Here is a 12,253-nt window from a genome sequence, read left to right on the forward strand (position 1 = left end):
AGCCTCGGCATTCGCCGGGGCTTTTTCGTTTTCGGCCCCGCCACACCCATCGCTCTGAGTTGGGAGTGCTGCTGCAGCCGACCTATTTCAAACATGCCCCCACGGAGTCGAGCGCATGGAGTATCTACAGCGCCTGCTCGACAAGATCGACAGGTTCGAATTGCTGATTGCTGGCCTCGTTGGCGCGGTAATCGCCAGTTGGTGGCACAAGGACGACCTGAACGACTGGCGTGCCTGGATGATCTTCCTCATCACCGGCATGGCCTGCTCGATCTACCTGACGAGCATGGTCAGCACCTACCTCGGTGTGACCGAGCCGAAGATCGTCGCCGGTATCGGCTTCCTGCTGGGGGCCTTCGGCGGCTCGCTCCTGGCGGCCATCAATCGAGCCATCAAATCCGCTGACCTCTGGGCGCTCATTCGCCAGCGGTTCGGGGGAGGCAATCCACCATGAATCTTGAACTGATCAACTCCATCGCCTGCGGCCTTATCGCGCTGTGGGCAGCCTGGTGCGTACTGAGCGGGAAGGTGAGGGACGGCATCCTTGGGAAGCTGATCTACTCGGCCATCGCCATTAGTGGTTTCGTCGTTATGGCGCGCAGCCAGAACATCTTCTTTGGCCCGAGCAGTGCCGGCCTGACTCTGCATGTCGCCCTGGCCCTGGCCGGCGCCCGACACATCTTCATGGTCACGTACTGGCAGCGGGTGAAGGCCTGGCTATGCCGGACGCTGAACTGCGAGCACTGCATGCGTTGCGACAAGGCGCCAAGCGGAATCGAGCGGCGAGGCAGGTAAGTCGCGACACGTTTGCGAGTCAGCAAATTGTGTCGAGACGTTATGGAAAAACGCTACCGTGAATTGGTCGCACTAGCCGCAACCAACAGATTAGCGAAAGAGTCTGCATATCAGTACGCCGAGTAGTTGGGTTGCCCCCTCATATACTGCCTAAGCTCATGAAGTGTGGAATCTACCTCGCCGTAAGCCTTTTTCAATGACTCGAATGCAGCGTTCATATGAGACTCGCTGGCATACGCGACGGAATAACCGGTGTGATCAGAAACCCATCTGTTTTTATCTGAGAGCAAATCGATCATTTGCCGAATGGTGCTGATTACATAATCCTGTTTTGAAAGCGTCACGTGATTGCCAGAGTGGCAAGGGTGACCTGGGTGCCAGTGATAGCCTGAGCACTCTCGGATTAGGCGCTGCATAGCGTTGACTGACTCCTTCGGCACCTGAAACCCGGCGAAAAAAAATGTTGTCATACGGAACTCAATAGCTTTACCCGCGAGCGGGATGAACTTCGCGAGAGCAGAGCTGATTTCAGGTTGAGTAGTTGTGGCCGCTGTCGAAACGCCATAGACGTCATTGCGTGCTCTGGCCTCAGCACTACGTTGCCATCCTTGAAGAACACTCGGCGGAAAATCCTCAGGAGCCCTGTCCACTAGAGTGGCGTGCGTTGCACATAACCAAGCTCCATTTTCGTATGCCCTGCGTTGCTCTGGAGTAAGGGACGCGTCGTATCGAGGCCCATTGGTGGATGCAGCGGTGATGTGAGCAGCGTTGCCGATATTTATTAAAGTGTCGCCTGAAAGGGACGGGCCATGAGTAGCTTTCTGGCAGGGTGGGTAAACGCACATAAATCGTACGTTTAAGGCCAGACGAAGCTTTGTGATGTCTGAAAAATTGTCCCTAGTCATTGCAAGTCCCTGAGCGTTTATGAGGGTGTCTCTTAACAAGATACCGCTGCAAGCTTCCTTGCACTAGGGGAGATTCCACTCCAAATTCGCCGACAATTAACCAATATTTCAACTATCAGCGTGATCTCATGACAGTTAGGCAACCCGACTGGGAGGCTATCGAACGAGCCCCTCCCAGTCGGATTTCTTCTTGGTTAAGTCTTGACTAGGCGCCATAGGGCGCCCCCTCCCAGTGCAAGCACGAGTGCCGATTTCCAGGTGAAGAGCCTTTTCAGCCATGGCCAAGCAGCGAGCGTGGCGAGGGTCAGAATCAAGGCAATCTCTGCTTTTTGCATCTTGTAGCTCCGTTTACTAGTAGAGCTACCCATCCTCCACAATTAACTCGCCCACTAGGGCTGTATTCGCCCCACTTTTTGGTCTGAAATTGATTGGGGCGTGTTTGAATGATCAGGTGCTCAGTGGAAAGACCCTATCCTCCTAATTCATTGCTTGAGTTTTCGGGTCTCTCTGATCTCGGCATACGTCTAGTTCCAGCCCCCGAGGTGTGGGAATGGCTGCAAGCCGAGATCCTTGCCGACACCGGCAGCATTCACAACGAAGACCATGCCCACCTACTGGATGCAGACATCCGGGTCATGTGGGCATCGTCGAGCTTCCATAAGCAGGGGCGCACAGTCCTGGGCCAGGCCGAACAGGTGGCGTTCCGCGCCGGTGGCTGGCAGAAAGCCCGGATGGAGCAACAGATGCGTGATTGGTTCGGCGATGTGCCGGCCTTCATCATCACCCTGGCTGCTGACTACTGCGCCCAGTGCAGCGACCTTGAGTTCTGCGCGCTCCTTGAACACGAGCTATATCACCTTGCCCACGCGACCGACAAGTACGGTCAACCAGCATTCACTCAAGACGGTGCACCGAAGATCAAGCTGCAGGGCCACGACGTCGAAGAGTTCGTTGGTGTCGTCCGCCGCTACGGGGCAAGCGCTGACGTTCAAGCGTTGGTGGATGCTGCAAACAGTCCTGCTGAGGTGGGGAAATTGAACATTGCGAGGGCCTGCGGAACCTGTCTGCTCAAGTCGGCCTGATTCCATGACAGGTATTGACGGATGACAACCATATGGCAGTACTACGAAGCGAGGTCAAAGCCTTCATCGTTCAGGCTTTGGCCTGCTTCGATACGCCATCCCAGGTGGTAGCAGCGGTCAAGACAGAATTCGGGATTGAGATCACCCGCCAGCAATGTGAAACGCACGACCCGACAAAGTTTGCCGGGCAGAAGCTCGGCAAGACCTGGGTGGACCTGTTCCACGCTGCTCGCAAGCGATTCCGTGAAGAGACAACCGATATCCCCATTGCCAATCGTGCGTACCGACTTCGCGGCCTTGGGCGGCTGGCCGAGAAGGCCGAGAACATGCGCAACCTGGCGCTGACTGCCCAGCTTTACGAGCAAGCAGCCAAAGAGACGGGTGACGTCTATGTCAATCGCCGCGTTGAGCCGGACAAGTCGCTGGATGAAGAAATCAAACTGCTTGAGATCGAGAAGCGTAAGGCCGAGCTCAAGCTGATAGAGAAGGGCGGCGGCAACTCCAACGCCCAACTGCTGGCCGATCTAATCGCGAGGCTGCCGTCATGATCGCGAACACCGGCAACCTGATGCTTGATCGCCAGCTGTCCCGCTGGTACCCACTGAAGGATCACCCAGTGCAACTCGCCCTGGTGGCGGCGGTGTCGGAAGGAATTCGTTTTCCACTGGTGCCCGCAGGCCGTCGTAGCGGAAAGACTGAGCGGTTCAAGCGTTTCGTGGTGAAGCAGGCGTCGGCTTACACCGGCATGTATTTCGCGGCAGCGCCAACGCATGCCCAGGCGAAGAAAATCTTCTGGGATGACCTCAAGGCTTTCACGCTCTGCTGCATGCACAGTCGCCGGCCGTCCGAGTCCGACCTGATCATCTACCTGGACAACGGTAGCGAGATTCACGTCATCGGCCTGGACAAGCCGCAGCGGATTGAGGGTATCCCCTGGACCGGCGGTGGCATCGACGAATTCGCCGACATCAAGCCGGACGCCTGGGAGGCCAACATTCTCCCGGCGCTGAACACCGTCAACCCAACCATGCCGGATTACCGGGCCTGGTGCTGGTTGCTCGGGGTGCCGGACGGCCTGAACCACTATTACGACCTCTGCATGCAGGCTGAGTCGGGCAATGACCCGAACTTTCGCGTGTTCCACTGGAAGTCGGCCGAGATTCTGCCGGCTGATGTAATGGACGCAATGAAGCGGGCCATGTCGGCCAAGCAGTTCAAGCAGGAATTCGAAGCGTCGTTCGAAACAGCGTCTGGCCGGATCTACGAGGACTACAGCAAGGCGAACACCACGAATGCAGCCATTGAGCCTCATGAGCAGCTGATGTGGATGCACGACCAGAACTTCACGCCGCTCTCGTCCGCGATCGGTGTCCGGCGCAATGACGGCAAAGACCTTTATCTGCTGGATGAGATCGTGCTGATCAGCGCGGTATCGAAGCAGTCAGCCGCTGAGTTCGTGGACAAGTTCAAGGATCACAAGAACAAGCACGTTCTGATTTATGGCGATCCGGCGGGTAAGGCTGGTGAGAAACACGGCCACGCCTCTGACTACACCGACATCGAGGGCGTGCTGAAGGCCAATGGTTGGACGTACACGCGCAAGGTCAAGCCGGCTCATCCGTCCATCAAGGATCGGCAGAACGCAGTCCGGGCGAAGATCCTGACCGCTTCGGGCGAGACCAGCCTGTTCATCAACCCGGTCACCGCGCCCTGGTGCCACAAGGGCTTGAGTACGGTTCAGCTTCAAATGGGTTCGACCTTCCAGGAAGACCAGAAAAACGACTACCAGCACATCACCACGGCGATTGGCTATTGCATCGACGTTGAGTGGCCGTGCATCAAACGCACAGGCGGAACACGCCGAATTGGAGGCTTGGCCTGATGCCAGTGCAATCGACAAACCCCGACTACGACGCGCATATCGCTGAGTGGGAGATGATGGACGACGCGCTCGAGGGTGAGTGCGCCGTAAAGCGCAACGAGCGCAACCTGCCAAAGCCGAGCGGTATGGTCGAGGCGGAAAAGCTCGACGCCGCCGGCAACAAGTACCTCTACGAGAACTACACGAACCGGGCTCAGTACGAGCACTGGGTGCGCGACTCGCTGCGTTCGATGATGGGCCTGGTCTCGCGGCTTATCCCGGAGATTGAGCTACCCGCCGGGCTGAAGGGGCTGGAGGACAACGCCACGGCCGACGGCTTCGGCCTGAAGCAGTTGTTCTTCCGCCTAGTACGCCAGGCTATTTCCCATGGCCGGGTGCCGCTGGTGGTGAACATCGACGATAGCGGCGAACCATACTTCTCGACGTACGCCACGCGCAATGCGATCAACTGGGACACGGCTGATCAAGGCGGCCGGCAGGACTTGGTCCTCTCGGTGTTCCGCGAGTTTCGCAAGAAGGGCGGCGATCGCTACAGCCATGACTGCTACACCGTGTTTCGCGAGTTCTTCATGCTGAACGACGTCTGCTACACCGCCGTGCGGAATGAAGGCGGTGAGCTGGTCGAGGACGAAAAGCCGCTGGGCACCACTGGTACCGATAACCGGCTGGTCAAAGGCCTGCCATACCTGCCCGTGATTTACTGCGGTTCCACCGACAATTCCCCGGATGTCGACGAGGTGCCGCTGCTGACCATGGCGCGGGCCGCGCTGAAGTCCTACCAGTTGAGCGCTGACTACTTCACCTCACTGCACCAGACCAGTCACCCGCAGCCATGGGTTTCTGGCCTGGATGAAGCGGTGGAGCTGAGCGTTACCGGCCCATCGGCGGCATGGGACCTCGGTCCGAATGGCGAGTGCGGTTACCTGGAATTCCAAGGCGCCGGCATCGAAGCCGTGCGCAAAGCCATGGATGACCAGAAGAACGCCGCGCTTGAGGCAGGCGCCAAGGTCATGGACGTGGCCGGCACCGAGTCGGGCGAAGCGCGTAAAACACGCCAGAACGACCAGCACGCGACACTGCACAGCATCGTTATCACGGTGGCCGAGGCGGTGGAGCAGGGCCTGCGGTACGCGGCAGAGTGGAAGGGCTACGACCCCAAGCAGGTCAAGTTCAAGGTGAATCCCGAGTTCGTAACCCCAGTGGTCGACGCCCAGGTGCTCGCCGAACTTCTCAAGGGCGTGATGGCTGGAACTGTAAGCGCCGACACTTATTGGCAGTACCTCACCACCGGTAAGCTGCCGGACCGCCCATACGACGAAGAGGCCGACCTGATCAGCGATGAGCGCGAGTCGGCCGGCATCAACCTGGACAACGACGATGCCAACGACAAGCCTGGCGCAGGCGGACAGCCAACTGCTGGAGCAGACCACCCGCCACTCGGTAATGCTGGAGCGACTTAAGGCCGGCGAGGTCAAGAAGTTCGAGAAGTACCTGCGCCAGATCGACAAACTGGTGCGGGAGCAACTCACCCGCAAGGAGCTGACCACCTACAGCCGGGACCGCCTTGAGCAATTCCTGGCCCGGGTGGACGGCAAGCTGCTGGAGATCTACAAAGCCTACGGCGACCTGGTGCAGGCCGACCTGGTCGACATCGCGCTGTATGAGTCGAGCTTTGAGGCCAAAAGCCTGAGCAATGCGCTCTCCATCGACGCGGTGGTGCCGACCCACACGGTGATCCGTGCGGCGGTGTTCTCCTATCCTCTTCAGGTCAAGGGCATCGACGGCGGCAAGCTGCTGAAGAGCTTCGTCAGCAGCTGGACGCGGACCGAGACGATGCGCGTCACGAACACGATCCGGCTCGGCTTCGGCCAGGGCCAGACCAACACCCAGATCATCCAGGCGATTCGCGGCACCGCGGCGCAGAACTTCACTGACGGCGTCCTGGCGGTGAGCAACCGCAATGCTGCCGCCGTGGTGCAGACGGCAATCCAGCACGTGGCTACCATGGCGCGAATGGAGACGCTGAAGGCCAACAGTGACGTGGTTCTGGGCTACCGCTGGGTGTCGACGCTCGACCGCAAGACCTCTCAGCAGTGCAAGGGCCTGGATGGGATGCGTTTCGACCTGGGTAAAGGCCCGCTGCCGCCGGCGCATATCAACTGCCGATCAACTACGGTGCCCACCACCAGGCTTTCGGAGATGTTCGCCAAGGACGCCACGCGCGCCTCGGTGGGCGATAATGGCGGGGCCCAGGTCGACGCTCGCCTGAATTATTACGAGTGGCTGGCAACGCAGCCGGCGAGCTTCCAGGATCATGCCCTCGGGCCGGTCCGGGGTAAGTTGTTCCGTGATGGTGGCCTGACGCCGGAGAAGTTTGCCAAGCTGCAGCTCGACAAGTCGTTCAAGCCGCTGACCCTGGCGCAACTGAAGGATGCAGAGCCTGACATGTTCACCCAAGCAGGCGTTACACTCGGCGCTCAACCAGGTTGAGATAGCACATGCAGATCATCGTTGAGGACGGGAAGGGCAGACCAGACGCGAATAGCTTCGTGCCGCTGGAGAAGCTGACCTTCTTCGGCAACTACTACGGGTTCCGGATACCTGAAGCAGAGGCTGACCAGGTCGAACTGCTGCTGCGCGCCGCAGCCGACATCAACGGTCGCCAGTGGAAGGGTCGTAAGGCCAATCCTGAGCAGGCAATGGCCTGGCCCCGGCGTGACTGCAAGATCGAATACCAGACGTTGTCCGAGACGTTCGTGCCCTTTGAGCTTGAATGGGGCCAGGTACGGCTGGCGGTCGAGCTATACGCTGTCGACCAGGGCTTCCATATCGAGGAGCCAACGCATTGCACTGAGCCCAATGGCCGGCGCACGCGGCTCAATCGCGATACGCCAGGCTTTCGCATGCGGCCGCCGCCATACGCGCCGAGCAGGACGCAGTTCGCCGATTACCTGGTCATGCGCGGGCTTTCGATAGTCCGATAAACCACAGAATTCACACCAAGCCGCCCAATGGGCGGTTTTTTTATGCCCGTCAGGCGGGCCAACCAAGTCCCCAGGGGATACCCATGCCATTTGAATTTGACCCGGCCGCCGCTGGCCTCACCCTCGACGCAACTCAGACCGCAGCCCTACAGGAGGCGCTAGGCGGAAAGGTTCAGGAGTATCTGGACAAGGAAGTAACCGGCCTCAAGTCCAAGAACCAGGAGTTGTTGGGCTCGAACCGGACCATCAAAACCGAACTGGACAAGCTGAAGGGGCAGTTCGAAGGCCTGGACATCGAAGCGGTCAAGGGGCTGCTTGCGAAGGTTGGCCAGGACGAAGAAACCAAGCTGATCGCTGAAGGCAAGCTGGACGAGGTGATCACCCGCCGCACCGAGCGCCTGCGCAGCGACTACGACACCAAGCTGAGCGCCGAGAAGACCCGCGCCGACAAGGCCGAGCAATTCGCCGCCAAGTACAGCGACAAAGTGCTGGCCGATTCCATCCGCGCTGCTGCCATCAAGGCCGGCGCGCTCCCTGAGGCTGCCGAGGACATCATCCTGCGCGCCCGGGGCACTTTCAAACTCAGTGAAGACGGCGAGGCGATCGCAACCGACCGTGACGGCGAGGTCGTTTACGGAAAGGACGGAAAAACCCCGCTGTCGCCGCTCGAGTGGGCGGAATCTCTGCGTGAAACAGCAACACACCTGTGGCCAAGGGCTCAGGGTGCCGGGCAGACCGGCGACAACGGTGGCAAGGCCACGAAAAAGTGGGGTGAGTACACGGAAACCGAGCGCGCTGCGATCGCCCGTGACAACCCTGAGCTCTTCAAGAAAATCCAGGCCACCAAAGGAACCTAATCCATGGCAACTACCCAACTGACCGACATCTTCGTCGGCGACTACTACGCCTCTCTGGCACCGGTTAACAGCCCGGAAAAGACCGCTGTGTACGAGTCGGGCATTGTGACCCGCTCGCCTGTGCTGGATGCAATCGCCTCCGGCAGCCAGGGCACCGCCGAGATCAGCTACTGGCAGGATCTCAACGCTGATGAAGCCCCGAATATCAGCAACGACGACCCTAACGACCAGGGTGAAGTCGGCAAGGTCACCCAGGACAGCATGCGTGCCCGGGTTCTGTACCTCAACAAAGGCTACGGCGTCACCGACCTGACCGCCGAGCTGGCGAACACCGAACCTCAACAGCAGATCCGCAACCGCTTCGGCACCTACTGGACCCGCCAGTGGCAGCGTTACACCCTGGGCGCGGCTCGCGGCATCATCGCCTCGAACATCGCGAACAACGGCGGTGACATGGTCATCGACGCGGGCGCGACCATCAGTGCCAACGCCTTCCAGGATGCTGCGTTCACCGCCGGCGATGCCGCTGACCAGTTCGGTGCGATCGGCGTGCACTCCGTGGTGATGAACCAGATGGTCAAGCAGGACCTCATCGAGTACCTGCGCGACTCCGACGGCAAGATCATCCTGGCCACCTACCTCGGCAAGCCAGTCTTCATGGACGACGCGCTGGTATATGGCGCGGGCAAGTACCTGTCCGTGTTCTTCGGCCAGGGCGCTTTCGGCTACGGCGAAGGAACTCCCAAGGTGCCGGTAGAGCTGGAGCGTAAGCCAGGCGGCGGTAACGGCGGTGGTGCCGAGGTGCTGTGGGAGCGGAAGACCTACATCCTCCAGCCCGCCGGCTTCAGTTGGAAGGGCTCCGAGGCTCAGAACCTTAGCCCGACCGCGACTCAGTACGCCGCCGCTGGGAACTGGCAGCGTGTGTTCAGCCGCAAGCAGGTCCCGTTCGCCGCTGTGATCAGCGGTACCACCACGCCGTAATCCGGCCCACACAGCCTGGCGCCCTTATGGCGCCGGGATGCTTTTGAGGTGACTCATGAAAGTAATCTACACGGACAAGCCGGGCAAAGAGCGCGGCGTGTGCTACCGCCTGCTGAGCGAATTCTTCGGTGTCATCGGTTCCGCCACTGAGGTGGTCGTCGATGGCGATGCGCCGGATATCTTCGATGCTTACCAGGCCGTCGGCATCAAGGTTTCCGACGGCAAGGAGCAGGAAGCACCTGAAACCGAACCTCTCAAAATGAAGGTCCCCGAGCTGAAAGAGTGGCTGACCGCCAAAGGCATTGCCTTCGACGCGACTGCCAAGAAAGAAGACCTGCAGGCCCTGGTGCCAGCGGAATAAGGACGAGCATATGACCGACTTCATCACCGTTGCCGATGTTGACGCCCAGCTCGGTCCTGACTGGGCTGGCACCGGTGATCCGGTCCTTGCTGTGGCCATGGCCAATGCCTGGCTCACAGCCAAGATTAAGCGGGCTGTTCCTGATCCGGTTCCGGCCGAGATCAAAACAGCCGGCGCCCAGGTTGCCAAAGAGGCAGCGGCGGGCAAGCTGTTCACAGCAACGCAGAAGGAAGTGCAGAGCAAGACGGTCTCGGCTCAGTCCGGCACATCGGTGAGCAAAACCTACGTGGCGGGCTCTACTGATCAGTCGGCGGGCGTCAACTTCGCCCTGGCCCTACTGGAGCCGTGGATCAAGCGCTCCGGCGTGATGATGCTGAAGAGGGTCTGACCGTGGGCATGCGTGAAGATATCCAGGCCGAACTGGCCGAAGCGTTCAACGATCCTGATGGCTTGGCCGACGCAATCAAGCCGGTCACAGGCGTGCGCAAGGTGGCGGGCGAGTATGACCCCGACCTGGGTGGCGAGACGCCTGAGACCACTGTGACTTATACCGGCCGCGGCGTCCTGAGTAGCTACCTGTCCAAGGAAATCGATGGCTCCCTCATCCAGACCACCGACAAGAAGCTGCTGGTGCTGCAAAACGAGCTATTCGTGTCGGAGGCCAGCGTTCCGACGGCGGTACCGGCTGCCCCGGCCATAGGCGATATCGTCAACGGCCTGCGGGTGATGAACGTGTCTGCGGACCCTGCTGATGCAACGTGGACGGCGCAACTGAGGAAGTGAAAGACAATAGGAAACTGATACCTTTCATTTAGACTTTTTCCGCTGCTTACTCAATCTGCGCGTGATTTTGAAAGCCTAATAACTAAGCATTTCGTCCAGCTTGTCTAGCGTTTCTGGATTCACCCGTCCATCCCTGAGTTCTTGCTCAAGCACAATTAAAAGTTCGATGGTTTCGTCAGAAAGTTGCAGGTCAGCAGGCATTTTACCTGTTGCAAACTTTGTTACCCATTCTGGGTGAGATTCTCTACAACTAGCCGCAACGGCATCTCGGAGGTTTTTTACGCTCTGAGTAAGATTTTTGCCCTTGGCCGTGTCAGCGAGTACTTGCTTCCTTGCGTTCTCGATATTTTTGGCTGCCTGTTCGCCAAAATTGCGTCCGTGGCTAGGGATGCTAGATCGTTGAGTATGCGGCTTTTTCATAGAGAGGATTTCCTTATGCGATGGTTCTATGAGGGATTGGCCAACTTGGCTTCACGAATTATCAGTCGAGGCACGAGAAAGCTCAATCTGCATAACAACCCGATCTTGTATCTGCAGGTGCGGTCGTGAGCCGGACAGGCGCCGGACAGTCCGGTAGTTTTGCGCTCAGCCTGGCCGAGTTCGCAACCCAGGCCAGCGAAGCCATCGAGGCAGGCGTGCGCGAGATCATCATCGAGGTCGGCAGCAGCCTGATTCGAATGTCTCCAGTGGGTAACCCGGAGATCTGGGCGCAAAACGCTGTGGCGACCCAGTACAACAAGGCCGTCGACGATCACAACAGCGCGCTGCGCAGTGATCCGGCTAACCTCACGAAGGGCGGTAGGCTGAAGAAAGGCCGCAAGCTCAACGACGGCATGGACATCAAGGCACCAGAAGGCTACGTCGGTGGCCGGTTCCGGGCGAACTGGCACATATCGCTCGGCGTGGTCGAGAACGTCACCTTTGACGAGGTAGACCCGAGCGGCGCCGAGACTACCGCGGCGCTGGTCGCAGCAATGAGCGACTTCACCGCCGGCCAGATGGCCTACATCATCAACAACTTGCCCTATGCGATTCCGCTGGAGTTCGGTCATTCCACCCAGGCCCCCGGCGGCATGGTTCGGGTAACCGTGGCTCGCTTCCAGCAGATCGTGCTGGAGGCCATCAGGAACAACCAGGTATGAGTCACGCAATCATCGCTTCAATCTACGAGGCCAAGCTCATCGCCTGGAACGCTGCCAGGTCGGAGAAGTTGAAGATCGTCTTCGAGAACACGGCCTACACACCGATGGCGGGCGAGACCTACCTGCGGGCTTTCACAATCCCGGGCGACACCGCAAGCAACACACTCGGCGGTGATCACCGGCTGTTCACCGGCGTGTTCCAAGTGAGCATCATCGCGCCGGCGGGCACCGGTAAGACCAAGACGAACCCTATAACAGCTGAGCTGACCGATCTGTTCCCGCTATACGCCAGGGACACGAAGGGCTCGGTCACCGTGGTAACCATGTCGCCAGTCGATCCAGGCCCCGGCATCACCGGCGATTCCACCTACACCGTCCCGGTTTCTTTCTTATACCGAGCCGACACCAACTGATCCCGCCCATTGGGCAAACCCACAAACCCGACATTGAGCGGGTTTTTTCATATCTGCAAAGAGGAAAT

General features: G+C 59.2%; 16 protein-coding genes. 15 read left to right on the top strand and 1 reads right to left on the bottom strand.

The annotated features are described in order from the left end of the window. Positions 1-115 precede the first annotated feature (115 nt). The 13 genes from AC07SI_RS03700 (at position 116) to AC07SI_RS03760 (ending at position 10,630) form a co-directional block, all read left to right on the top strand. Complete coding sequence (locus tag AC07SI_RS03700) at positions 116-454, top strand: hypothetical protein (protein WP_003218335.1); 339 nt, start codon at positions 116-118, stop codon at positions 452-454. Further along, a complete protein-coding gene (locus AC07SI_RS03705; protein ID WP_495005130.1) occupies positions 451-795 on the top strand; it encodes a hypothetical protein in 345 nt (114 codons plus the stop codon). Before AC07SI_RS03700 ends, AC07SI_RS03705 begins: the two co-directional genes overlap by 4 nt. A gap of 1,363 nt (positions 796-2,158) precedes the next feature. Continuing rightward, positions 2,159-2,782, top strand: a complete 624-nt coding sequence (locus AC07SI_RS03710; RefSeq protein ID WP_495005131.1) for a putative metallopeptidase — start codon at positions 2,159-2,161, stop codon at positions 2,780-2,782. 32 nt (positions 2,783-2,814) lie between these two features. Further along, entirely contained in the window at positions 2,815-3,330 is a 516-nt protein-coding gene (locus AC07SI_RS03715; RefSeq protein ID WP_256346308.1) for a DUF2280 domain-containing protein, read from the top strand. After that, on the top strand, positions 3,327-4,664 hold the full coding sequence (locus tag AC07SI_RS03720; protein WP_138725816.1) for a terminase large subunit: 1,338 nt from the start codon (positions 3,327-3,329) through the stop codon (positions 4,662-4,664). Before AC07SI_RS03715 ends, AC07SI_RS03720 begins: the two co-directional genes overlap by 4 nt. After that, complete coding sequence (locus AC07SI_RS03725; protein ID WP_495005132.1) at positions 4,664-6,124, top strand: DUF4055 domain-containing protein; 1,461 nt, start codon at positions 4,664-4,666, stop codon at positions 6,122-6,124. Before AC07SI_RS03720 ends, AC07SI_RS03725 begins: the two co-directional genes overlap by 1 nt. Next, positions 6,042-7,154 (top strand): minor capsid protein, encoded by a 1,113-nt coding sequence (locus tag AC07SI_RS03730; RefSeq protein WP_495005133.1) that lies wholly within the window; start codon positions 6,042-6,044, stop codon positions 7,152-7,154. Before AC07SI_RS03725 ends, AC07SI_RS03730 begins: the two co-directional genes overlap by 83 nt. An 8-nt stretch (positions 7,155-7,162) precedes the next feature. After that, positions 7,163-7,648: a DnaT-like ssDNA-binding protein gene (locus AC07SI_RS03735; RefSeq protein ID WP_495005134.1), complete on the top strand. Its 486-nt coding sequence runs from the start codon at positions 7,163-7,165 to the stop codon at positions 7,646-7,648. Between the two features lie 83 nt (positions 7,649-7,731). Next, on the top strand, positions 7,732-8,505 hold the full coding sequence (locus AC07SI_RS03740; RefSeq protein WP_183703379.1) for a hypothetical protein: 774 nt from the start codon (positions 7,732-7,734) through the stop codon (positions 8,503-8,505). Between the two features lie 3 nt (positions 8,506-8,508). Further along, entirely contained in the window at positions 8,509-9,486 is a 978-nt protein-coding gene (locus tag AC07SI_RS03745; protein WP_134326529.1) for a major capsid protein, read from the top strand. Positions 9,487-9,541: 55 nt separating this feature from the next. Continuing rightward, the gene (locus AC07SI_RS03750) at positions 9,542-9,847 is read left to right on the top strand and encodes a HeH/LEM domain-containing protein (protein WP_495005135.1); all 306 of its coding nucleotides are present in this window, start codon (positions 9,542-9,544) and stop codon (positions 9,845-9,847) included. Between the two features lie 10 nt (positions 9,848-9,857). After that, a complete protein-coding gene (locus AC07SI_RS03755; protein ID WP_495005136.1) occupies positions 9,858-10,235 on the top strand; it encodes a hypothetical protein in 378 nt (125 codons plus the stop codon). 2 nt (positions 10,236-10,237) lie between these two features. Next, positions 10,238-10,630, top strand: a complete 393-nt coding sequence (locus AC07SI_RS03760) for a hypothetical protein (RefSeq protein WP_495005137.1) — start codon at positions 10,238-10,240, stop codon at positions 10,628-10,630. 75 nt (positions 10,631-10,705) lie between these two features. Here the strand turns inward: AC07SI_RS03760 and AC07SI_RS03765 are convergent, their stop codons facing one another. Then, positions 10,706-11,050 carry a hypothetical protein gene (locus tag AC07SI_RS03765; RefSeq protein ID WP_495005138.1) on the bottom strand — a complete coding sequence of 115 codons (345 nt, stop codon included), beginning with the start codon at positions 11,048-11,050 and terminating at the stop codon, positions 10,706-10,708. A 125-nt stretch (positions 11,051-11,175) separates the two neighbouring features. On the opposite strand from AC07SI_RS03765, the gene AC07SI_RS03770 reads away from it, so the two are divergent. Both AC07SI_RS03770 and AC07SI_RS03775 read left to right on the top strand, forming a co-directional pair. Then, complete coding sequence (locus AC07SI_RS03770; RefSeq protein WP_495005139.1) at positions 11,176-11,772, top strand: hypothetical protein; 597 nt, start codon at positions 11,176-11,178, stop codon at positions 11,770-11,772. Next, positions 11,769-12,185 (top strand): phage tail terminator-like protein, encoded by a 417-nt coding sequence (locus AC07SI_RS03775; RefSeq protein ID WP_495005140.1) that lies wholly within the window; start codon positions 11,769-11,771, stop codon positions 12,183-12,185. Before AC07SI_RS03770 ends, AC07SI_RS03775 begins: the two co-directional genes overlap by 4 nt. The last annotated feature ends 68 nt before the right edge of the window (positions 12,186-12,253 follow it).

It is taken from the genome of Pseudomonas sp. GW821-FHT05D12 (assembly GCF_059419825.1).

Bases quoted from the DNA above. Each gene is read 5' to 3' on its own strand.
- AC07SI_RS03700 (WP_003218335.1), top strand. From the start codon at position 116: ATGGAGTATCTACAGCGCCTGCTCGACAAGATCGACAGGTTCGAATTG.
- AC07SI_RS03705 (WP_495005130.1), top strand. From the start codon at position 451: ATGAATCTTGAACTGATCAACTCCATCGCCTGCGGCCTTATCGCGCTG.
- AC07SI_RS03715 (WP_256346308.1), top strand. From the start codon at position 2,815: ATGGCAGTACTACGAAGCGAGGTCAAAGCCTTCATCGTTCAGGCTTTG.
- AC07SI_RS03720 (WP_138725816.1), top strand. From the start codon at position 3,327: ATGATCGCGAACACCGGCAACCTGATGCTTGATCGCCAGCTGTCCCGC.
- AC07SI_RS03725 (WP_495005132.1), top strand. From the start codon at position 4,664: ATGCCAGTGCAATCGACAAACCCCGACTACGACGCGCATATCGCTGAG.
- AC07SI_RS03730 (WP_495005133.1), top strand. From the start codon at position 6,042: ATGCCAACGACAAGCCTGGCGCAGGCGGACAGCCAACTGCTGGAGCAG.
- AC07SI_RS03735 (WP_495005134.1), top strand. From the start codon at position 7,163: ATGCAGATCATCGTTGAGGACGGGAAGGGCAGACCAGACGCGAATAGC.
- AC07SI_RS03740 (WP_183703379.1), top strand. From the start codon at position 7,732: ATGCCATTTGAATTTGACCCGGCCGCCGCTGGCCTCACCCTCGACGCA.
- AC07SI_RS03745 (WP_134326529.1), top strand. From the start codon at position 8,509: ATGGCAACTACCCAACTGACCGACATCTTCGTCGGCGACTACTACGCC.
- AC07SI_RS03750 (WP_495005135.1), top strand. From the start codon at position 9,542: ATGAAAGTAATCTACACGGACAAGCCGGGCAAAGAGCGCGGCGTGTGC.
- AC07SI_RS03755 (WP_495005136.1), top strand. From the start codon at position 9,858: ATGACCGACTTCATCACCGTTGCCGATGTTGACGCCCAGCTCGGTCCT.
- AC07SI_RS03765 (WP_495005138.1), bottom strand. From the start codon at position 11,050: ATGAAAAAGCCGCATACTCAACGATCTAGCATCCCTAGCCACGGACGC.
- AC07SI_RS03775 (WP_495005140.1), top strand. From the start codon at position 11,769: ATGAGTCACGCAATCATCGCTTCAATCTACGAGGCCAAGCTCATCGCC.